General features: G+C 69.2%; 20 protein-coding genes. 14 read left to right on the top strand and 6 right to left on the bottom strand.

Translation table 11 applies throughout. The annotated features are described in order from the left end of the window. Positions 1–116: 116 nt before the first annotated feature. Complete coding sequence (locus AMK34_RS08570) at positions 117–776, bottom strand: hypothetical protein (RefSeq protein WP_073844156.1); 660 nt, start codon at positions 774–776, stop codon at positions 117–119. Positions 777–1,223: 447 nt separating this feature from the next. On the opposite strand from AMK34_RS08570, the gene AMK34_RS08565 reads away from it, so the two are divergent. From AMK34_RS08565 to AMK34_RS08545, 5 genes are read left to right on the top strand one after another with little or no spacing between them, the layout of a single operon-like run. Beyond that, complete coding sequence (locus AMK34_RS08565) at positions 1,224–2,261, top strand: alpha/beta hydrolase (RefSeq protein WP_073844154.1); 1,038 nt, start codon at positions 1,224–1,226, stop codon at positions 2,259–2,261. Further along, entirely contained in the window at positions 2,258–3,091 is an 834-nt protein-coding gene (locus tag AMK34_RS08560) for an SDR family NAD(P)-dependent oxidoreductase (protein ID WP_073844152.1), read from the top strand. Before AMK34_RS08565 ends, AMK34_RS08560 begins: the two co-directional genes overlap by 4 nt. Continuing rightward, positions 3,088–4,314 carry a glycosyltransferase gene (locus tag AMK34_RS08555; protein WP_073844150.1) on the top strand — a complete coding sequence of 409 codons (1,227 nt, stop codon included), beginning with the start codon at positions 3,088–3,090 and terminating at the stop codon, positions 4,312–4,314. Before AMK34_RS08560 ends, AMK34_RS08555 begins: the two co-directional genes overlap by 4 nt. A gap of 28 nt (positions 4,315–4,342) precedes the next feature. Next, complete coding sequence (locus AMK34_RS08550; protein WP_038512063.1) at positions 4,343–4,717, top strand: hypothetical protein; 375 nt, start codon at positions 4,343–4,345, stop codon at positions 4,715–4,717. Further along, positions 4,714–5,145, top strand: a complete 432-nt coding sequence (locus tag AMK34_RS08545) for a MarR family winged helix-turn-helix transcriptional regulator (RefSeq protein WP_073844148.1) — start codon at positions 4,714–4,716, stop codon at positions 5,143–5,145. Before AMK34_RS08550 ends, AMK34_RS08545 begins: the two co-directional genes overlap by 4 nt. Here AMK34_RS08545 and AMK34_RS08540 read toward each other — a convergent pair. Further along, a complete protein-coding gene (locus AMK34_RS08540; protein WP_038512068.1) occupies positions 5,111–5,551 on the bottom strand; it encodes an SRPBCC family protein in 441 nt (146 codons plus the stop codon). The two genes, AMK34_RS08545 and AMK34_RS08540, sit on opposite strands and share 35 nt — an antisense overlap. Before the next feature lie 601 nt (positions 5,552–6,152). Between AMK34_RS08540 and AMK34_RS08535 the strand changes: the two genes are divergently transcribed. The 5 genes from AMK34_RS08535 (at position 6,153) to AMK34_RS08515 (ending at position 11,536) form a co-directional block, all read left to right on the top strand. Continuing rightward, complete coding sequence (locus tag AMK34_RS08535) at positions 6,153–6,956, top strand: LLM class flavin-dependent oxidoreductase (RefSeq protein WP_073844690.1); 804 nt, start codon at positions 6,153–6,155, stop codon at positions 6,954–6,956. A 159-nt stretch (positions 6,957–7,115) separates the two neighbouring features. Further along, positions 7,116–8,099, top strand: coding sequence for a TerC/Alx family metal homeostasis membrane protein (locus AMK34_RS08530; RefSeq protein ID WP_038512073.1), 984 nt, complete (start codon positions 7,116–7,118; stop codon positions 8,097–8,099). Positions 8,100–8,355: 256 nt separating this feature from the next. Then, complete coding sequence (locus tag AMK34_RS08525) at positions 8,356–9,582, top strand: PP2C family protein-serine/threonine phosphatase (protein ID WP_073844688.1); 1,227 nt, start codon at positions 8,356–8,358, stop codon at positions 9,580–9,582. Beyond that, the gene (locus tag AMK34_RS08520) at positions 9,579–11,102 is read left to right on the top strand and encodes a sensor histidine kinase (protein WP_073844146.1); all 1,524 of its coding nucleotides are present in this window, start codon (positions 9,579–9,581) and stop codon (positions 11,100–11,102) included. Before AMK34_RS08525 ends, AMK34_RS08520 begins: the two co-directional genes overlap by 4 nt. Beyond that, the gene (locus AMK34_RS08515) at positions 11,099–11,536 is read left to right on the top strand and encodes a response regulator (RefSeq protein ID WP_038512078.1); all 438 of its coding nucleotides are present in this window, start codon (positions 11,099–11,101) and stop codon (positions 11,534–11,536) included. The genes AMK34_RS08520 and AMK34_RS08515 overlap by 4 nt, the downstream gene beginning before the upstream one ends. A 2-nt stretch (positions 11,537–11,538) precedes the next feature. Here the strand turns inward: AMK34_RS08515 and AMK34_RS08510 are convergent, their stop codons facing one another. Beyond that, positions 11,539–11,970, bottom strand: coding sequence for a hypothetical protein (locus AMK34_RS08510; protein ID WP_241832719.1), 432 nt, complete (start codon positions 11,968–11,970; stop codon positions 11,539–11,541). Between the two features lie 4 nt (positions 11,971–11,974). On the opposite strand from AMK34_RS08510, the gene AMK34_RS08505 reads away from it, so the two are divergent. The 3 genes from AMK34_RS08505 to AMK34_RS08495 all read left to right on the top strand — a co-directional run bounded on the left by AMK34_RS08505 (position 11,975) and on the right by AMK34_RS08495 (position 14,964). Further along, on the top strand, positions 11,975–12,340 hold the full coding sequence (locus AMK34_RS08505; RefSeq protein ID WP_241832718.1) for a hypothetical protein: 366 nt from the start codon (positions 11,975–11,977) through the stop codon (positions 12,338–12,340). Positions 12,341–12,511: 171 nt separating this feature from the next. Further along, a complete protein-coding gene (locus AMK34_RS08500) occupies positions 12,512–13,300 on the top strand; it encodes a hypothetical protein (RefSeq protein WP_073844142.1) in 789 nt (262 codons plus the stop codon). Then, positions 13,297–14,964 carry a serine/threonine-protein kinase gene (locus AMK34_RS08495; protein ID WP_073844140.1) on the top strand — a complete coding sequence of 556 codons (1,668 nt, stop codon included), beginning with the start codon at positions 13,297–13,299 and terminating at the stop codon, positions 14,962–14,964. The genes AMK34_RS08500 and AMK34_RS08495 overlap by 4 nt, the downstream gene beginning before the upstream one ends. Positions 14,965–14,985: 21 nt before the next feature. Here the strand turns inward: AMK34_RS08495 and AMK34_RS08490 are convergent, their stop codons facing one another. Beyond that, positions 14,986–15,789 (bottom strand): DUF2382 domain-containing protein, encoded by an 804-nt coding sequence (locus AMK34_RS08490; protein ID WP_073844138.1) that lies wholly within the window; start codon positions 15,787–15,789, stop codon positions 14,986–14,988. Positions 15,790–16,159: 370 nt separating this feature from the next. Between AMK34_RS08490 and AMK34_RS08485 the strand changes: the two genes are divergently transcribed. Then, positions 16,160–17,761 (top strand): ABC-F family ATP-binding cassette domain-containing protein, encoded by a 1,602-nt coding sequence (locus AMK34_RS08485; protein ID WP_073844137.1) that lies wholly within the window; start codon positions 16,160–16,162, stop codon positions 17,759–17,761. A gap of 4 nt (positions 17,762–17,765) precedes the next feature. Here AMK34_RS08485 and AMK34_RS08480 read toward each other — a convergent pair whose 3' ends face one another. Continuing rightward, complete coding sequence (locus AMK34_RS08480; protein WP_073844136.1) at positions 17,766–18,587, bottom strand: class I SAM-dependent methyltransferase; 822 nt, start codon at positions 18,585–18,587, stop codon at positions 17,766–17,768. A gap of 457 nt (positions 18,588–19,044) precedes the next feature. Continuing rightward, entirely contained in the window at positions 19,045–20,058 is a 1,014-nt protein-coding gene (locus AMK34_RS08475) for a YdcF family protein (protein ID WP_083649820.1), read from the bottom strand. Positions 20,059–20,090: the final 32 nt, after the last annotated feature.

The following is a 20,090-nucleotide window of genomic DNA, read 5'->3' as shown; positions in this document are numbered from 1 at the left end:
CGGCAGGGCGCGGCTTGGTCGGATAGGTCGCTGTGGCGGCCTAGGCGCCCTGCCACCGCGATAGCGGGGCCTTCGGCCGGGCGGGTTCGGGGATTCGGCGGGGGTGGTGCGGGGGATCAACGGCCGAGCGGACCGGCGGCGTGCCGCCAGGCGTCGACGGCGAGCGCGTCGAGATCGAGGCCGGTGGTCCCGGCGTCACGAAGCACGACCAGCACGTCGTCGGCGGCGATGGCGACGGTGCGCAGACGCAGTCCCGGCAGCTCGGGGGGCTGTCCGGGGAGCGTCAGGAGTTGTTCGTAGGAAAGGGTTTTCGCGCCCGGAACGACGGGAGCCGGGTGGACGGTGACGGTCGACACCGCGGTACCGGCCGCGTCGTCGACCGTCATCTTCGAGCACCGCCCGGCCTGCGCGGCCCAGGCCGCCAGATCGGGTGGGTTCGTCATGCGGGCGACCAGTTCGGAGACCTGGCCGCCGGGGACGGCGGACTGGAAGCCCTGGCCGGCGGCGCCGTCGCCGACCAGCCTGCCGTGGACGACGTCTTCGCAACCGCCGACGTCGACCCTGCTCCGCCCACGGTCCGGGGTGGACAGTGCCGAGGCCACGTCGAAACCGTCGCGCGCGGACGCGTGCGGGACGGTTCCCGGTGGCAGCAGGGCGGCCTCCGGAACGGTGGGCGGAGGCGGTGCGGGCGCGGCCTGAATCGATTCTCCGGGCGTGCCGGAAATGGTCGCGACCGCGGCGGCGGACACGACGAGTGCGCGAATTCGGGCAGCCATGAATAGCCCTTTCGGAAGGGTCCGTGGGGAGGTGTGGTCCCTTCGGTGGGACGCGGGCGCCGGGGTCGCGTCGGGGAACGCCGAACCCGGGCGGCACGACGAAGGCTACGACGGGAAATCGAATACCGGAAGGCATCAAGAGAACGTAAATGTCCTTCGTGTACAGGACGTGACCTGCGTTTTCCGGACTTTTCGCTGGTATGCGAGCTGATCTGGTACTCCCGTGCCACAGTCGCTCACCGTCCGTGAGTGATGGGTCACCCGACTGGGGGAGGTCGATGGTTTTCTTGTTTCCCTGGCATTCATATTGTCCTCCCGGATTGTGGGCAGGACAATTGCGCGGAAGCGGCCCGTCCGCTTAACGTGTTGCCACCTCTGATTTTCTTTCTCGGGTAATCGCCGTCACATTTTCGAATTCTGTCGAACGACCGGGACAAAGGATTACGTATGCGCAATACTTCGAGGCGGCTGTGGGCGGTCGCGGCCGTCGCCTGCCTGCTGCCGGGCGTCGTCGCGGCCCCGGCGCGGGCCGAGAGCGGTGTCCCGGACGCCAGGGCCGACGACGGCTCGCACGTCGTGGCCCAGACCACTGTGGACGGTGACCCGCGGATGCTGGACCTCACCGTGCGCTCGGTCGGCGTCGGGAGTTACGCGATGGTCCGGCTGATCCTGCCGTCGGGATGGGCCGCCGAACCGGACCGGAAGTGGCCGGCGGTGTACCTGCTCGCCGGGGAGACACGGCTGCAGGATTATCGTGGCTGGACCGCCAACACCGACATCCGGAAGCTCGCCGACGACTCCGGCGCGCTGGTGGTGATGCCGGGCTCGGGTTCCGCGGGGTTCTTTTCCGACTGGTGGAATTACGGCAAGAACGTCGTGCTCAATCAGTGGGAGACGTTCACCGCCGTCGAGATCCCGCAGCTGATCGATCGCGGCTATCGCGGGGACGGCCGCCGAGTGGCGGCGGGCCTGTCGCTCGGCGGCTACGGCGCTGTCGAACTCGCCGCCCGGCGGCCGGGCGTCTTCCGGTTCGCCGGGTCGTTCAGCGGCAATCTCAATCCCACGGGTCCGTACGGTGAGCTGCTGACCAGCGCGATCGTCGCCTCCGCCCGGCAAGACCCGGAAGCGCTCTGGGGTGACCGCCGTCGCGAGGCATCGCGTTGGGATGCGCACGATCCGCTGGTGAACGCCGATCGCCTGCGTGGCACCGAGTTGTACCTGTCCACCGGCAACGGCCTCCCGGGGCCGTTCGACGGCAAGCTCCCGATCGACGTGCTGCCGGGCGCGATGCTGCTCGAATTCCTCTGCTCCGGGCAGACCACCGCGATGGCCGACCGGCTGAACCGGCTCGGTGTCCCGGTCATGACGGACTTCTACGGGGCGGGCACGCATCATTGGGCGTACTGGCAGGACCAGTTGCACAAGACGTGGCCTCGGATGCTGCGTGCCCTCGCCGCGCCGGTGAAGGCGGGGGAGGCGTCGTGACCCGTCCGTCCTTTGTGGTCACCGGGGCGTCGAGCGGGATCGGCCGGGCTTGCGTGGCCGAACTCGTCCGGCGGGACGCCCACGTCTGGGCCAGTGTCCGCACCGACGCGGATGAAACCGACCTCGCGCGGACCTTCGGCGAGGCGGTCAGCGTGCTGCGGATGGATCTCCGGGATCCGGCGTCGATCGCGGCCTGCGGGGAGAAGGTCGCGGCGGCGGGTCCGTTGCGCGGACTGGTGAACAACGCCGGGATGGCCCGGCCGGGACCGTTGGAACACGTCCCGCTCGACGATTTCCGGCAGCAGCTGGAGGTCAACGTCACCGGTCAGCTGGCCGTCACACAGGCGATGCTGCCCGCGCTGCGTGCCGCGGCCGGTGCCAGGGTCGTGACGGTCGGGTCGATGGGCGGGCGGATCGCGGGGCCGATGGTCGGGCCGTATCACACGTCGAAGTTCGCCTTGGTCGGTTTGACCGACAGCCTGCGCGCCGAGCTGGCCCCGTCCGGGATCGGCGTCGTCCTCGTCGAACCCGGCGCCGTCGCCACCTCGATCTGGCCGCGCGCCCGCGCCGCCGCCGAAGAAGTGCGTGCCGCGCTGCCGGAAGCCGCGCGGGAAAGGTATGCGGCGCAACTGGACGCGGCCGAACACAGCGCGGAACGGTCCGCGCGGAACGGGGTGCCGCCCGAGCGGGCGGCGCGGGTCGTGGTCCAGGCACTGACCGCACGCCGTTTCGCGCCGCGGTATCTGGTGGGCAGGGACGCGCGGATCGCCGCAGTGCTGGCGAACCTGCCGTTCCGGCTCCGTTACCGGCTGACGGCGGCGAAGCGATGAGCCGGCTCGTCGTGATCGTCGCTCCCGGCTCGCGGGGCGACGTCCAGCCGTGCATCGCCTTGGGGCATGGTCTCGACGGCGATCGGGTGCGGGTGCTGGCGGCCGAACGGTTCCGGACCCTGGTGACTTCGCACGGCCTGGATTTCGCTCCGCTCTCGGCCGATCCCGCGGAGATCCTCGGTTCGGACGGCGGACGCGAATGGACGGAGGGACGGACGTCCGCGACCTTCCTGCGCGGGCTGCGCGGCGCGCTGGCCCCGGTTATGGAGCGTCTGCTGGCCGACGTCCACGAGGGATCGGCGGGAGCGGACCTCGTACTCGCCCCGACGCTGGGATTCCTCGGTGCGCATCTGGGCGCGTCGCTCGGCGTTCCCGACGTCGAACTGCACTACCAGCCCAGCGTGCCGACGGGGGCCTTCGCGCATCCGCTGGTGCCGTGGGCGGCCAAGACCGGACCGTGCGGCAGGCGGCTGAGCTTCCGTGCCGTCGACACCGTCGCGTGGCAGGTGCTGCGGCCGGAGGTCGACCGATGGCGCGAGCGGTCACTCGGCCTGCCCTCGGCCGGTTTGCGCGGTCCACGGCGGACGGAAACCCCGGTGCTGTGCGGGTTTTCCGACGCCGTGGTGCCCCGGCCGAAGGACTGGCCCGCGCGGGTCCACGTCACCGGCTACTGGTTCCTGGAGGCGCCTGCCGCCTGGCGGCCGGACCCGCGTCTGCGGGATTTCCTCGCGTCTGGGCCGCCTCCGGTGTACGTCGGTTTCGGCAGCATGCGGCCGTCGGAGGCGGAGCGGACGTTCACGGCCGTCCGCACGGCGTTGCGCCGCGTGGGTTTGCGTGGCCTGCTCGGTACCGCCGCCGGAGCCGGAGACGACGATCTGCTGACCGTCGGGGACGTTCCGCACGCGTGGCTGTTCCCGCGCACCGCGGCGGTCGTGCACCACGGTGGCGCGGGCACGACCGCGGCCGCGTTGCGCGCGGGTGTTCCCTCACTGGTCTGCCCGGTCTTCTCCGACCAGCCGTACTGGGGCGACCGGGTCTTCCGGCTCGGCGCCGGGCCGCGTCCACTGCCGCTGCGGGAGCTGACCGCGGACTCGCTGACCGCGCGGCTGCTGGAGCTGTCCGGCAACCTCCTGTTCCGCCGCGGCGCGCAGTACGTCGCGGCGCGGCTGCGGGAGGAGGACGGGGTGGCGCGGGCCCGGCAGGTGCTGCGGGAGGTGGGCTAAGTGTATGCGTTTCGCATATAGTTGAGTCATGGAACTCGAGACGGCGATCAACGAATGGCACGAGAGCGTCAACGAAGGCGACCTGAGGCGATCGGCGGACGCGGTCGGGGATCCCGTCGTCGTCCTCGGGCCGAAAGGCGCCGGGCCGATCACGTCCGCGCAGTTCGCCGACTGGGTGGATCGGTCGGGGATCAGGCTGAAGCCGCGATCGTGGCATCCGGTCAGTGATCGCCTGATGGTGGTGGAGGAGGACGCGACCTGGCCCGAAAGCGCGGGGCCGACGCGGGTGGCGACCGTGTTCCGGGTGGGCGGCGGCAAGGTCACCGCGGCGCTCCGGCTGCCCGATCTGAAGTCCGCACTCGAACTGGCGTACATCTGCCGCGAGATGGCGGCGACCGAATGAGCACCCAAGGTCCTGGTCAGGCGCTGTTCGCCTTCGTTCGGCACTGGTCGCGCCGGACGGCGGCCGTCGCCGATCAGGGTCGTCTCGTCCTCGTCGGCGAGGCGGTCCACTCCCTCGCCGAGCGCGGGGCCGAGACGACGGTGAACGCGATCGCCGTCGAGATCGGCCTCGACCAGAGCGGCGCGTCGCGACTGGTCAAGGCCGCGATCGAGGCGGGTCATCTGGCCATGGAGGCCTCGCGGAGCGATGGGCGCCGTCGTGAGGTTTCGTTGACGGCGGCGGGCCGGTCCATGCTCGACCAGGCACACCGCTGGCAGGAACAGGTTTTCGATCAGCTCACCGACGGATGGAGCGAGAAGCGGCGAAGCGAGTTTCAGCGGGCCATGAGTGATCTCATCGACCGCTCGCATCTGCTACATGCTCCGTGAGCCGGCCGAAGCAGGACTGCCAGCCTTCGACGTGACTGTCGCGCTCCGCCACGGTCTCGAAGACCGCTTGGTGGAACGACATTTCCGTCTTGCCGTCGAGGTCGAAGAAGTCGACCGTGACGAGGGTGTCGTGCCCGCGGAAGCCTTCCGGCTCCTCCCAGGCGAAGCTGAAGACGAGCCGCTCCGGCGGGACGATCTCGTGGTAGACGCCTGACATCCACAGCACGGTCTCGCCGTCGCTGATGCAGGTGCGCCACTTGCCGCCCTCGGTGAGGTTGACGGTGCAGGACCTGCTGGTGAAGCCGGCCGGGCCCCACCACTGGGCGAGATGGTCGGGATCGGTCCACACGCGGAAGACGAGCTCGCGCGGCGCGTCGAGGAGACGGGTGATCGTCAGGTCGGTCATGTGGTTCTCTTCCGCAGGTATTCAACCGCAAGGTTAATCAATGTCCTGATTGAACTCTAGTGGCGTTGTCAACCTGGGGGCGAGGTGGCGGGTCGGGGTAGCGCCGGTCGCGGAGTTCGATGACGTCGGACGCTCGCCGCCTGGCCGTTGATCAACGGAGGATCGGGGACACTCAACGTCCCCGATCCTCCGTTGATCAAGGTCGCGGCCGAGTGCGGGTGGATTCCGGACACTTATTGAGGGGTAAGGCAAATGTGGCGTGGTCATGCCTCTGCGTCGGAACCCTGCCGTCACCCTTGCCTGCCTGAAGTACGTGAAGGACCCCTTCCTTGCGCTAGACGCAAGGAAGGGGTCCTTCACGTACTTGGGGAAGGTGTGAAGGCCTCCTTCACTACCTTGAGCGTAGGGAACGAGGCCTTCACGGACACGTCACCCGACACGACATGTTTGCCCTACCCCTCAATAACCTCCGGAACGCAGCCGCACTCGCCGGTATCGGGCTCCCTCAACGGCAGCAGGACGAAAGCCTCCAGAATTCGAATCGCCACTCGGTCACGCCGAACCGCACCGACTGTCGGTGCCGATCCGTACGGTCGCAGGCATGACTCTGCGCTCAGCACTCTGGCTGCCGATCTTCGACGAACTGGCCGATCCGGTGATCGTCGCGCGTCTCGCCGCCGAAGCCGAAGAAGCGGGCTGGCACGGCTTGTTCGTCTGGGACCACATCCGCTGGCGCGAGCCGGTGCGCGCGATCGCCGATCCGTGGATCACCCTCGCCGCCGTCGCGTCCGCCACCGAGAACCTCGCCTTCGGCCCGATGGTCACACCGCTGGCCCGCCGGCGCCCGGTCAAGCTCGCCCGTGAGACGGCCACGTTGGATCGCTTGAGCGGCGGACGGCTGATCCTCGGCGCGGGACTCGGCAGCGACCGCTTCGGCGAGGAGTTCTCGAGGGCCGGCGACGAATCGGACGATCGCAAGCGCGCCGAGATGCTCGACGAGTCGCTCGAGATCCTCACCGCCGCTTGGTCCGGTGAGCCCGTGCGGCACCACGGCGTGCATTACACGGTCGACGACATCACCTTCCTGCCTCGTCCCGCCCGCCCGATACCCGTGTGGCTGGCCGGCTTCCCGGGGAAGACGAAGCCGATGCGCCGGGCCGCGCGGTACGACGGGTTCTTCCCGGTGAACCTGCCGCACGCGGACGAGTTCGCCGAGGCGGTCGAGACGATCACCGCGCTGCGTGAAGGTGACGAGACGCCTTACGACTTTGCCATCGGGGTGCCCGCGGGCACGGATCTCGCGCCCTATGAGCGGGCGGGCGCGACCTGGTGGATGGCCGAATTCCCCTGGGACGACCTGTCCGTCGACGCGGTGCGCGGCGTCTTGCGGGAGGGCCCGGCTTGACCCCCGCTTTAATATCTCTTTACTAAATGCGATACTGGACCGACGAGGGGAGTACTTCCCAAGAGCCTGCCCGGTCAGTACGGACATCCCGCCGGTGTCCCCGGGAGGCCGCCCCACCGGGGTGAAGGAGACCTCGAACTTCGAGTTCGAGGAGGCTCCATGCCCGAGTCCGTGGCAACCGTGGGATCGCCCGCGTTGTGGGCGATCAGCATCGCCGTCCTGCTGGCACTGCTCGTCGCCGATTTCGCGGTGACCCGGCGCCCGCACGAGGTTTCGATGCGGGAGGCCGCCGGCTGGTCGGCCTTCTACCTGGCGCTTCCGGTGGTGTTCGGGCTCTGGTTGTGGCTCGAGTTCGGCGGCGGTCAGGCGCTCGAGTTCATGACCGGGTTCGTCGTCGAGAAATCCCTGTCGGTCGACAACCTGTTCGTCTTCATGCTGCTGCTCGCCGCCTTCGCGGTCCCGTCCGAGGTGCAGCAACGTGTGCTGCTGTACGGCATCGTGGGCGCGCTGGTGCTCCGCGGCGTGTTCATCGCGGCCGGTGCCGCGATGCTGTCGGCGGGAACCTGGGCGTTCCTCGTCTTCGGCGTCATTCTGTTCGCTTCGGCGGTCAAGATCCTGCGCGAGGCCATGTCCGGCGGTCAGAGCGAGATGGACCTTTCCCAGCTGCGGTCGGTCCGCCTGCTGCGCAAGCTGATGCCGGTCACGGACGACTACCGCGGCACCCGGCTGACCGTGCGTGAACACGGACGCCGCGCGCTCACCCCGCTGGCGGTCGTGGTCGTCGCGGTCTTCGCGACCGACGTCGTGTTCGCGGTCGATTCCGTGCCCGCGGTGTACGGCATCACCGAAGACCCGTACCTCGTGTTCGCCACCAACGCCTTCGCCCTGATGGGCTTGCGCGCCTTGTACTTCGTGCTCCACTCGGCGCTCGCGAAGCTGGTCCACCTGAATCACGGCCTCGCGATCATCCTCGCCTTCATCGGCGTGAAGCTGGTCCTGCACTGGGCCCACGGGATCTGGCCGTCGGTGCCGCAGGTCCCGACCCCGGCCTCGCTGGGCGTGATCATCGCCGTCCTCGTCACGGTCTCGTTCACCAGCCTGTACGCCCGCCGTCGCGAAGCCGCCCGGACGGCACAGGAGTGAGCGATGATCACCGCACTCGTCGTCGGCTTCCTGATCGATGTGGCGGTCGCCGCCCTCTTCCTGGCCGCGCTGTTCCTGGTCTTCGCGGCGATGCGGCCACCCCGGCCGCCGCGCGATCCCTGACCGTGGGAAACCTGGCGTGTCGGTGGTCCGGACCGGCGGCATGTCCCGTACGGCCGGTACGCTCCCGGTGGTTGAGAAGACAGCCGTCTTCTGTTCGCGCACCGGAAAATCCGGTGAGGAAAGGTGGCTGTCCGTGTCCAACGCCGTGCGTCACGGCGAGCAGTCCCAGCCTCGTAGACCCTCCATCCAGCCGACCCGGTTGCATGTCCTGCTGGTCGAGGACGACGACGGCGACGCTCTCCTGGTCGAAGAGATGCTCGCGGATGCCGTCGAAAGCCTGGAACAGGTCGTCCTCGAGAGGGTGACGACGCTCCAACGGGCACTCGCGCGGCCGATCGCGGCCGACTGTGTGCTCCTGGATCTCCAGCTTCCGGACGCGACGGGGCTGACCGGTCTGACCAGGCTCCGGCAGCACGCGCCGTCGACCGCGGTGATCGTCCTGACCGGACAGGAGGACGAGGCCACCGGGGTGGCGGCGCTGGGTGCCGGTGCCCAGGACTACCTGGTCAAACAGCATGTCGACGGCAGGCTTCTGGCGCGGACCCTCCGGTATTCCTGGGAACGCAGCCGTGCCGAACGCATCGAGCAGCAACTCCTGCAGCATCAGTTGCTGGCGAGGGAGAACGCGCGCCTCGAGCGCGGCCTGCTGCCGACCCCGCTGGTGACCGATCCCCGGCTCGGACTCGCGGTGCGATACCGGCCCGGCCGGAACGGGGCCTTGCTGGGCGGCGATTTCTACGACGCCGTCGAACTCCCCGACGGCACCCTGCAGCTGGTCATCGGGGACGTGTGCGGGCACGGTCCGGACGAAGCGGCGCTCGGTGTCGCGCTGCGGATCGCGTGGCGTTCGGTCGTGCTCGCCGGGCTGCCGATGGCGGGAACACTGGCGATGGTGGAGGAGATGCTGCGGCACGAGGCCTTGGGGCCGCTGTTCGCCACCGTCTGCATGATCACGGTCGCCCCGGACCGCCGCTCGCTGAAGATGGCACTCGCCGGTCATCCGCAGCCGCTCTTGATCGACGACTCGGGCGGCAGGCTGCTGTCCAGGGAGAAACTCGGCCCGCCTCTCGGCGTGGCGCCGGGTGCGGGATGGCAGGAGCTGACGGTGCCGATGGGACCGCGATGGTCACTGCTGCTGTACACCGACGGCCTTTTCGAGGGACGCGTCGAGGGCAGCGGCGAACGGGTCGGGCTCGAACGGATGGCCGCCGCCGCGCTGCACAGCCTGGACGCCGAGGGCGGTTCCGCCGCGGCACTCGATCACCTGATCAGCGAGATGGACGTCCTGCACGGCGGTCCGCTGGACGACGACGTCGCGCTGGCGTTGCTCACGTTCGATTCCGGCGAGCCGTCGCGATGAGGCCCGTTTGGTCGATCAGCCGCTGGGCGGTGTTGTCCGGAGTGATCGCCGGCCTGCTGCTCGGGGGCGCGATCGTGGCAGGCGCACTGGCCACGACGAACCTCACCGATTCGCGCGCCAGACTGCTGGACGTCACCGGACCGCAGGTGCTGCAGTCCACCTCGCTCTCGACGGCGATGCTGGACCAGGAGACCGGTGTCCGCGGCTACATCCTGGCCGGGCGTCCCGAGTTCCTGGAGCCGTACCGGGACGGATTGAGAGCACAGGACGCGGCCGTCGCCGAATTGCGGCGGCTCGGCGCCGTCCCGGGTACCGCGATCGGTGCCGATCTGGATCGGGTGCTGAGCGCCGCCGCGACCTGGCGAAGGACGGTCATCGAACCCGTGCTCGCCGGCGCTCCCGCAACCGGCGCGCAGGTGGACGCGAGCAAGCCGCTGTTCGACCAGGTCCGCGCGGCCCTGAGCGTGTTGCAGAACCGCCTGGAGGCCGAACGGCTGGACGCGAGGGAGGACCTGGCGGTCTCCGCCGACGTCCTGCGGGCCATGCTCATCGTGATCGCGGTGCTGCTCTGTGCCGCGTTCGCGCTGGTCTTCCTTGTCCTGCACCGGAAACTGATCAAGCCGATCCGTCAGCTGGCCGCGGAGGTCCGGGACGTCGCACAGACCGACATCCATCGCGAGGTCCGCGGCTCCGGTCCGAAGGAGATGCGGGAGCTGGCGTCCGATGTGGAGTCGCTGCGCTCGCGGATCCTCGACGAGGTCGCGCGGCTGGAGCGGGCGCAGGAACTGATCGTGACCCGGACCCGCGAGCTGGAGCGGTCGAACTCGGATCTGGAGCAGTTCGCCTACGTCGCTTCGCACGACCTGCAGGAGCCACTGCGCAAGGTGGCCAGTTTCTGCCAGCTGCTCCAGAAGCGGTACCAGGGAAAGCTGGACGAACGCGGGGACCAGTACATCGGTTTCGCCGTCGACGGCGCGAAACGGATGCAGGCGCTGATCAACGACCTGCTCGCCTTCTCCCGCGTCGGTCGCCGCCCGGGCGAAAGTGTCCTGCTGGAGTCCGGAGACCTGCTGGACGCCGCGCTGGGCAACCTCGAAGACGCGGTCGCCGAGTCCGGCGCCCGTGTCACCCACGGCGAGCTTCCCGCCGTACGCGGGGAAAAAACCCTGCTGACGGCGGTCTTCCAGAACCTCGTCGGCAACGCGATCAAGTTCCGCGGCGAGGAGCCGCCGGAGATCGAGATCTCCGCGGAGCGGGACGGCGAGGACTGGCGGTTCTCCGTCACCGACAACGGGATCGGCATCAGCGACGAGTACGCCGAGCGGATCTTCGTGATCTTCCAGCGGCTGCACGGCCGCGGCGAATACCCGGGTACGGGGATCGGCCTGGCCCTGTGCCGCAAGATCGTCGAACACCACGGCGGGAGGATCTGGCTGGACACCAGCGTGCCGTCCGGGACCCGGTTCTGCTTCACCCTGCCCGCAGCCCAGAATCCCGACGAAGGAAACGAGCAAGCATGACCGAGTCCTTGGAGCCGATCCACATCCTGCTGGTCGAAGACGACCCCGGCGACGTCCTCATGACGCAGGAGGCGTTCGAGCACCACAAGATCCGCAACACCCTGTCGGTCGTCTCCGACGGCGAGCAGGCTTTGCAGTTCTTGCGCAGGGAAGCGCCGTTCGAGGACGCGGAACGTCCGGGGCTGATCCTGCTCGACCTGAACCTGCCCCGCAAGGACGGCCGCGAGGTGCTCAGCGAGGTCAAGGCGTCGCCGGAGCTGCGCACCATCCCGGTCGTCGTGCTCACCACCTCCGAAGCCGAAGAGGACATCCTCCGCAGCTATGACCTGCACGCCAACGCCTATGTCACCAAGCCGGTCGACTTCGACCGGTTCATCGACGTGGTACGCCAGATCGACAACTTCTTCGTCACCGTGGTGAAGCTTCCCCGCTGAGCTCAGGGAAAACGGATCACGGTGATCCCGGCCAGCACGAAGAACACCAGCACCACCAGCGTGCCGCTGTGCCCGCCGGATGAGCTGGTCACGACCTGCTCGACGGCGCCGGTCAGCCGTACGCCGCAGTCCGCGACGACGGTGTGCCTGCCCGCCTCGATCCGTGTGAACTCGACGGCCGCGGTGAAGGCGCCGGTGCCGTCGGCGTAGGCGCCGCCGACGCGTTCGCCGTCCGACGTCAGCGTGACGCGCTCGCCGGGCGTGCAGCCCTTGCCCGTCGCGGACAGCGCGTCGCCGGGCTGCACACTCGGCCTGTCGAGGACCAGGTCGTTCGGGCCCGGCGGGGTGGTGCTCGTCGACGGGACGTCCGTCGGCGGCGGGGGAGTGTCCGTTGTGGACGGTGGCGTCGTGGTGGGCGGCGTCGTCGTGGTCACGGGAGTGGTCGGCGTGGTGGTCGTTCCCGGTCTGGTCGGGGTGGTCACCGGGACCGACGGCTTGGTCGTCGGAGGCACCTTCGTCGTCGGCGGCGCCGTGGTCACGGTCCCGGTCACGCGGAAGGTCGCGGTCCCGGTCAGCGGCTGTCCGGTCCGCGCATTCGTGCAAGTGCCGGTGACGGTGTGGCTACCAGGTGTCGCATTGCTCGGCACCGTCGCCCCGACCTGTCCACTGGGGGCACTGACCGAGGTGAGGGCCGTTCCTTCCCACGTGAAAGAAATAGGTCCTTTGCACGGGGAGAAATTCCAGGAAATGGTGAAAGAACTCCCGGCGGGTCCGCTCGAAGGTTTCAAACCAACCGTGGACTGATACGGGGACTGCTGCGCGTTGCCCGCTCCCACCTGGGAAAGCAGGAACAACAACCCGGTCACGGTGCCGAATATCAGGCGAACCACGATACGCATTGGGACGTCCCTCTCCGGTAAGTACTCGCTGTAGCATTCCGGACCAGTCGGCCGAGGAAAACAGGGGATGCGCAAAATGGGACGTGTCATCGCGGCAGGGGTTGCGTTGGGGCTGTGCGCGGTCCTCTTGGGCTCACCACCGGCCAATGCGGACGATGTCCTCGACGGCAGGCTCGGCCTGGCGGTCACCCTCGACGACCGGCCGATCGCCAACGCCACGGTCATGGTCGACCCGGCGAAACAGGTCGAACTCACCGTCACGGCCACCAACAGTGGTGGGACCTCGGTCAAGGTTCGCAGCGTCCGGGTGTCCGGGGTGGCACTGGCCCTGACCTTCTTCGCCTACGACACCACGGCGCCGTTCGAGGTCCCCGCGCACAGCCGGGTCACCAGGACCTTCGTACTGGACATGGCCGATCTCTCCGGTCAGGCGATCGGGCTGCTCCCGTCGACGGTCGAACTGCTCGACGCGCAGCGCGGCACGCTCGGCGAGGCGACCACCGTCGCGGACATCCGCGGATCCTTCTGGTCCGTCTACGGTGCTTTCGGGCTCGCGATGCTCGTGCTGACCGTGCTGGCGTGGCTGACCGCCCTGCTCGCGCTCGCCCGCCACCGTCTTCCCGCCAACAGGTGGCGTCGTGGCCTGCGTTTCCTGCCGGCCGGATTCGGCACCGGGCTCGTCGCCGTCGTCTCGCTGTCGGTGCTGCGGCTCGTCCCGCCGGAGCCGGCGATCGAGATCCCGGTGGTCCTCGGCGCCGCCGCGATCGCCTTCCTGCTCGGCTACCTGACCCCGCATCCCGCGCCGGGCCCCAGCGGCGACGAGACGGTCCGTTTTCCTGACGACACCAAGGAATTCAACCGATGAGCGCACCCGCCGAGGTCATCGCCGCGCTACCGCAGTACGAGATCGGGCCCGCGATCGGCCAGGGCGGGATGGGGGTCGTCTTCGCCGGCGTCCACCGTTCGCTGCGCCGCGACGTCGCCATCAAACAACTGCCGTGGGACGTGCTGAACCACGCCGTCAGCAGCGAACTCTTCGACCGCGAAGCGCGCGTGCTGGCCAGTCTCGACCATCCGCACATCGTGCCCGTGTACGACTACGTGCGCACCGGCCGTGAGCACCTGATGGTGATGGAACGGCTCGACGGCGGCACGGTGCACAGCCGATTCCACAGTGGCGAGATCGGCGGGGAACAGGCCTGCGCGATCGGGCTGGCGATGCTCGCCGGTCTCCACGCGGCGCACGAAGCGGGCGTACTGCATCTCGACGTCAAACCGAAGAACCTGCTCTTCACCACGCAAGGCGTGATGAAGGTGGCCGACTTCGGCATCGCGAAGGTGATCAGCGAGGGCGCCACCCTCGTCACGCACGGCGGCGAAGTCCTCGGCACACCCGCCTACATCGCGCCCGAGCAGGCAATGGGCAACGCACTGAGCCCGGCTGCGGACGTCTACTCGGCGGGCACGGTGCTCTACGAACTGCTGTCCGGGAAACTGCCGTTCGACAACACCCGCGGCGCGATCAGCATGATGCGCCAGCACATGTTCACCGATCCGCGCCCGATCGACGGCGTGCCGTCACCGCTCGCCGGGGTCGTCATGCGCAGCCTCTCGCGCGAACTCGACTCTCGGTACCGCGACGCGGAGACCTTCGCCGCAGACCTCGCTTCCGCCGCCACCGCCGTGTACGGGCCGGGCTGGCTCGAACGCTCTCGCGTGCCGGTGCGGCACCTCACCCCGAGGGTGATCTCCGCGATCGGCGCGACGGTGCCCGCCGGAGACGGACCGACCCGGCCGGTCCGGCGTCCCGCACCGGATCCGACGCTGTCGGCGACCCGCGCGGAACTCGAACCGGGGAAACGTCCGGGCTCGGTGCTCTGGTTCCGGCTGGCCGCGGCCGTCGCCGTGATCGTGCTCGTGGTGCTCACCCTGCTCACGCCGGACCGGTTGCAGCACGAGGCCACGACGCTGAAGATCGACGGCGTCGCGGCCTCGTCGGCGTCCCTCGACCTCAGCAAGACGTTCGCGGTGACGGGGGAGGGGAACCCTGGCCAGGTCACCCTCGCCCTTTCCACCGCCGGGATCCCGCTCGGTTCCGCGTCGGCGGTCCCGAAACCCGAGGGCGAGGGCTTCCGCGCCGATCTCGCTTTTCCGGGTCTCACCCGGTGGATCGTCGGCGGCGCCGTCACCGCGACCCTGACCGCGGACGGTGTCCCGCGGACCTTCACCGTCGTCACCGACCAGCATCCGCTCGCGAGCGCGCTCGGCGCGGGCAGCCTGATCCTCGCCCTGTTCGCCTTGGCGTACTTGGAATCCGGGTTGCGGACCCTCCGCAACGGACATCGCTGGCGGGGCGCGCTCGTCGGCGGACCGGTGCTCGGCCTGCTGTTCGGCGCGACGGCGTGGCTCTGCGTCTCGGTGCTGAGGGTGCACGAGCCCGCGGTCTTGTTCGGCGTCGGCTGCTCGATCGCGGGTGCCGTGGCGACCGGTTTCGTGGTCGCGGCCGCCCGCGTCCGGCGCATGCGCTGAACCCGGGCGGCCCACCCCTGGTCACGACTTGCGGTGCTTGCCCTCGTCGTCGACGACCTCGAACTGTTCCTTGCGGACCTTGCCGGAGATCGTCTGGTCCTCGGTGACGGTCTCGGTCTTGAGCCTCGCCCGCTCGACCGCGACGGTTTCCTTGTCCACCACCGGTTTCTCGGCGTGCAGCACGACTTCCTGTTCGTCCTCGGCGATCTCGGCCCGCTCACCGCCCGGCTTCGTGATCGGCTCCCGCTCGATCCGGACCTCCTCGTGGCTGACCGGGACGGTGACCTGCTGCTCCTCGGTGACGACGTACTTGCGCAGCCGGACATGGCCGGTCTCGACCTGCTCGGTGCCGACGTTCAGCCGTTCCTCGGACCGCGTCATGGTGGGCTCGGTGTCCCGATCCTTCCGACCGGAATCCGCACGCTTGCCCGGGTCCATGCCCGCCTTGCCACGGCCGGCGTCGCCCCGGCCCTGCATCCGGTCGTCCATCCGGCCGTCCGGCGACGTCCGCGGCATCGGGAGCCCGTAATGCTTGTACAGCTGCGCGCTCTCCTCCATGGACAGGTGGCCGTCGGCCTCGATCCGGGGCGCGTCGGAGACCGCGTCCTTGTCGACGCGGACGTGCACGCCGTCCTGGTCCGCATGCGCTCCCGAAAGCGGGACGAAACTCTCCTTGGTGCCGAACAGGCCCGTCTTGACGGTGATCCATTCCGGCTGGCGCGTCGCGTCGGCGAGGTAGACGTTGCCCACCTTCCCGAGCTTGTTGCCGGTCGGGTCGACCACGGCACTGTCGATGAGTTCCTGCGGCTGCATGGTCTTCGCCATCGGTCCTGCTCCTCTCGAAAGATGCTGCTGAGAAGCCCACCGTCGGCCGGGCCGGTGATCATGGCAACCGTCGTGGTGCACCTGTGAGTGACCCCGGAAAGTGGTGGTTTGAAGCGACGTCCGCGGGCTAGGACCGCCACGTGGCCGCAGGTGGAAGCGGGTGCCCACGTGGTGACGAGCACGGCAGGGGGATGGCGCGAACGTGTGGTTCCGAAAATCGGATGCGAGGGCTTCCGGCCGTGTCTTAACCTCGTGAGCGTGATGCAGCAACTCTTCTTCCTCTGAGGGACGACGCCTCCACCGGTACCGCGAGCCGCGGCACCGGAGTTCGTTCTTCCTGCTCATCACCTTCACCGGAGGCAGTTCCTTCATGTCATCCCCTCTTTCGCCCGCGCCTGTGCGCGCGGCGCACGTCCGCCTGTCCGGCGTCCACGTCTCCTTCGGGGGACGGCCCGTGCTCTCCGGCGTCGATCTCGTCGCCGCGGCCGGGGATCGGGTCGCCATCGTCGGGGAGAACGGTCGCGGCAAGACCACTCTTCTCCGGGTACTCGCCGGTGACCTGCCCGCGGATCGCGGCGACGTGCACCGTTCGGGTTCGGCCGGTGTCGCCGACCAGCAGATCCCGCTCGGCGCGACCGACACCGTCGGCGCGCTGATCGACCTCGAACTCGCCGCCGTCCGCGATGCGCTGGCTCGTCTCGAGTCCGCCACCGAGGCGCTCAGCGAGGGTCTTCCGGGCGCGGACGACGTTTTCGCCGCCGCGCTGGAACAGGCCGAAGCCCTCGACGCGTGGGACGCGGACAGGCGCGTCGAAGTGTCGTTGGCGGCCTTGAACGCCGTGGACGACCGCGACCGTCCACTCGGGACACTCTCGGTCGGGCAACGGCACCGGGTCCGGCTGGCGTGCCTGCTCGGCGCCGGGCATCCGGTCCTGCTGCTCGACGAACCGACGAACCATCTCGACGCGGCGGGCCTCGAACACCTCACCGAGCGGTTGCGCGCGCACCCGGGTGTGGTCGTGCTGGTCAGCCACGACCGGGCGTTGCTCGCGGACGTCGCCACCACGGTGATCGACCTCGATCCGTCGAGAGACGGCAGGCCGCGCGTTTACGGCGGCGGATACGCGAGTCATGTCGAGGCCCGCCGAGCCGAACGTGCCCGCTGGGAATCCGAGCACGCCGAGCAGATCGCCGAACGGCAACGGCTGGCCGACGACCTGTCCGCCGCCCGGAACCGGTTGCGGGACAACTGGCGCCCGCCCAAGGGCACCGGCAGGCATGTCCGTGCCACCCGCGCGCCCGGACTGGTCCGCGCGGTCCACCGGCGGCAGGAAGATCTGGCCGGGCACGTGGTGGCCGTCCCGCCGCCGCCCGCCCGGTTCTCCATGCCGGACCTGCCGTCACACGGAGGCGCTGTCCTGCTCCGAGCCGCCGGGGTGACGGTCGCCGGACGGCTGGCGCGTCCGGTCGACGTGGCGCTGGAAAGCGGCGACCGGCTGGTGGTCACCGGCCGCAACGGAGCGGGGAAGTCGACGCTCCTGAGCGTGCTGGCCGGGGAACTGGAGCCGGACACGGGCACGGTCGCGCGCTCCCGATCGGCGCGGATCGGGCTGCTGGGACAGGAATCCGATCTGCCGGGCAGGCGGACGGCGATGGAGCTGTACGACGAACGGCTCGCCAGGTCGGGGATCTCCGGTCCGGGCCTGGGCGAACTGGGCCTGCTCGGTGGTTACGACCGCAACCGGCCGGTGGCCGAACTGTCGGTCGGCGCCCGGCGTCGGCTGGACCTGGCGCTCGTACTGGCCGGTCGGCCGCACGTCGTGCTGCTGGACGAACCGACCAATCACCTGTCCGCCACCCTCGTCGACGAGCTGACCGCCGCGCTCGGGACGACACCGGCCGCGGTGGTGATCGCGACACACGACCGGCAGCTTTCGCGGGACACGGCGTCCTGGCCGAGGCTCGCGTTGTGAGCCGTCAAGCGTGGTGGGCGAGGGTGTAGCGCACGGTCTGCGCCAGCACCACGCTCCCGTCGGGCTCGCGGAGCGGTTCCAGCTCCGCGAGCACGGCCTGGCGCACGGCGTCGAGGCGGTCTTCCGGGATCAGCTCCCAGAACATCCGCTGGCCGTGCGACCAGGACCAGGTGATCCAGTGCCCGGGGTCGGCGAACTTCACCGGATAGACGCGTTCCACGGACGTGACACCGGTGAAGCCCGCCGACTCCACGGCCTGGCCGAAACCTTCGAGGGTGGCGAACAGCCCCGACCTGATGGCGAGCGTCCAGGCCAGCTCCGGCGGTACGAACGGTTTGAAGACCTCACGCACGGCGGCCCAGCGCGGATCGTCGGCGCCGAACGTGGTCACGCCCATGCGGCCGCCGGGCGCGAGGAGACGATGCCAAGACCGCAGCCCGGCGACCGGATCGGGCAGGAAGAAGACCACGAACGACGCGAGTACCACGTCGAAGGCGGCGTCGGGCAGCGTCGGTTCTTGGGCGTCCATAAGGAAAACCGAGGCGTTGACGCCGCGAGCCTCGACGTCTTTCGCGGTGCGCTCGACCATTTCCGCGGACAGGTCGATCCCCAGCACCGATCCGCCCGCGCCGACCCGCTCGGCCGCCGGGAACAGCACCGCGCCCCGCCCGCAGCCGACGTCCAGCACCCGCTCGCCGGGGACGAGCGCGACCCGGTCGAGCAGTTCCCCGGCGAACGTGCCGAAGAAGTCGACCCCGAGAGCGTCGTAGGTCTCCGCCGTCCGGTCGAACAGCCGCGCCATCGCCTGCCGGGTGTAAGCGCTCATGCGCAGGACGATGACCCGGGGAAAACGGTGTTGTCAAACGGATGGCGGGGATTTGTCATGCGGGGTTGAGAGGTGACGGCGAGAATTCGGCCCGGGATGTCAAATTTCTCTGATGGGTGATGCGTCTCGTGAGTGGGAAGTCCGTGAAGGCCTCCTTGAGAGACCCAGAGTCCCTCAAGGAGGCCTTCACGGACCGGGCACCCAGGCGCGGCGTGAGCGAAGACGTGACTCACGTGATCAGGGACGTGACTCGCGTGATTGGAGGCCGCACTCGGGTGTTCCGCCTCTGATCACGGGAGTTCCGGCTTCGATCACGTGAGTGCGGTTTCACGAGAAGGCGCGGGACGTTGCGAAAGCCACTTTCGCAACGTTGAAGGTTGCGAAAGTGGCTTTCACAACACGCCCGCTCGGCTGCCGGGACTCAGGGCCGGTGGACGGTTCTAACCGTCCTGCGGTTTCACGAGAAGGCGCGGGAAACCTGCGAAAGCACGATCAGCCCGCACACCACCAGGTTCTTGTACTTGTGCTCCACCACGATGGCGACGAATTCGCGGATGGTCGCGCTCGGCCAGAAGTACCACGCCGTCGGCGACCCGATGACCTGGCCGTTCACCTTCGCGCGGCGGGCGATGAGGGCGGCGCGGAGCACGTGGAAGTTGTTCGTGACGACCGTGCAGCGGTAGTCCGTCTTCCGCTGCCGCATGATCTCGTCGCTGAAGGTGAGGTTCTCGAAGGTCGTCCGCGACCGGTCTTCGAGCAGGATCCGCTCCCTCGGCACGCCGTTCTCGACCAGATATTCGGCCATGGCGTGGGACTCGGGCAGGTCCTCGTCGGGTCCCTGCCCGCCCGAGGTGACCACCATCGGTTCCCCGCCGCGGCGGGCTTCGGCGTCGATCACGCGCCGGGCGCGGTTCAGGCGCCCGGCCAGCAGCGGTGGGACGCGGTGACCGTCCAGCAGTCCCGAACCCAGCACCACCACGAAATCCACGCCCTTTTCGGTGCGGATGCGGCCGTAGACGATCGAGTACAGGAGGAAGCAGACGAACAGGAACGAGAAGTAGACGACCAACCCGTTCAGGATGCCCCGGACGATGTCGAGGGGCTCCCAGGCCAGCTGCGTGACGGTCGCGTTGAAGACGATCAGCGCGCAGATGCCGAGCCCCGCCAGCAGCGAAAGGACGTTGGCCAGCCTGCGTCCCTCCCGGCGGAGCATGGTGATCCCGTTGCAGATCAGGAAGACCGTCAGCGCGAGGACCGTCGGGATGATCAGCAGGATCACGCCGACCGCGACGAAACCCGCCGCTTCGGGCGAAACCGAGGCGAGCAGCGCGATGAACGTCACGCCGAGGAAGAGGAGCGCGAAGAACAGGTAGAAGCCGTTCCGCAACCGGCGCCGGTCGCGCAGGAAGCTCACCAGGAACGCCGCGCAGCACAGGGCCGCGATGGCGAAGGGGATGGCAGCGGCCTCCACGGGGAACTCCAGCCTTGGGACGATGCGGACAC

The organism is Amycolatopsis sp. CB00013 (assembly GCF_001905755.1).
Taxonomy (GTDB): domain Bacteria; phylum Actinomycetota; class Actinomycetes; order Mycobacteriales; family Pseudonocardiaceae; genus Amycolatopsis; species Amycolatopsis japonica.
The sequence above is the reverse complement of the archived record's forward strand: the minus strand, read 5'-3'. Positions and strand labels throughout refer to the sequence as shown.

Coding starts and splice junctions, on each gene's coding strand:
- AMK34_RS08555 (WP_073844150.1), top strand. CDS start 3,088: ATGAGCCGGCTCGTCGTGATCGTCGCTCCCGGCTCGCGGGGCGACGTC.
- AMK34_RS08495 (WP_073844140.1), top strand. CDS start 13,297: ATGAGCGCACCCGCCGAGGTCATCGCCGCGCTACCGCAGTACGAGATC.
- AMK34_RS08480 (WP_073844136.1), bottom strand. CDS start 18,587: ATGAGCGCTTACACCCGGCAGGCGATGGCGCGGCTGTTCGACCGGACG.
- AMK34_RS08490 (WP_073844138.1), bottom strand. CDS start 15,789: ATGGCGAAGACCATGCAGCCGCAGGAACTCATCGACAGTGCCGTGGTC.
- AMK34_RS08570 (WP_073844156.1), bottom strand. CDS start 776: ATGGCTGCCCGAATTCGCGCACTCGTCGTGTCCGCCGCCGCGGTCGCG.
- AMK34_RS08530 (WP_038512073.1), top strand. CDS start 7,116: ATGCCCGAGTCCGTGGCAACCGTGGGATCGCCCGCGTTGTGGGCGATC.
- AMK34_RS08535 (WP_073844690.1), top strand. CDS start 6,153: ATGACTCTGCGCTCAGCACTCTGGCTGCCGATCTTCGACGAACTGGCC.
- AMK34_RS08550 (WP_038512063.1), top strand. CDS start 4,343: ATGGAACTCGAGACGGCGATCAACGAATGGCACGAGAGCGTCAACGAA.
- AMK34_RS08540 (WP_038512068.1), bottom strand. CDS start 5,551: ATGACCGACCTGACGATCACCCGTCTCCTCGACGCGCCGCGCGAGCTC.
- AMK34_RS08500 (WP_073844142.1), top strand. CDS start 12,512: ATGGGACGTGTCATCGCGGCAGGGGTTGCGTTGGGGCTGTGCGCGGTC.
- AMK34_RS08485 (WP_073844137.1), top strand. CDS start 16,160: ATGTCATCCCCTCTTTCGCCCGCGCCTGTGCGCGCGGCGCACGTCCGC.
- AMK34_RS08515 (WP_038512078.1), top strand. CDS start 11,099: ATGACCGAGTCCTTGGAGCCGATCCACATCCTGCTGGTCGAAGACGAC.
- AMK34_RS08565 (WP_073844154.1), top strand. CDS start 1,224: ATGCGCAATACTTCGAGGCGGCTGTGGGCGGTCGCGGCCGTCGCCTGC.
- AMK34_RS08545 (WP_073844148.1), top strand. CDS start 4,714: ATGAGCACCCAAGGTCCTGGTCAGGCGCTGTTCGCCTTCGTTCGGCAC.
- AMK34_RS08520 (WP_073844146.1), top strand. CDS start 9,579: ATGAGGCCCGTTTGGTCGATCAGCCGCTGGGCGGTGTTGTCCGGAGTG.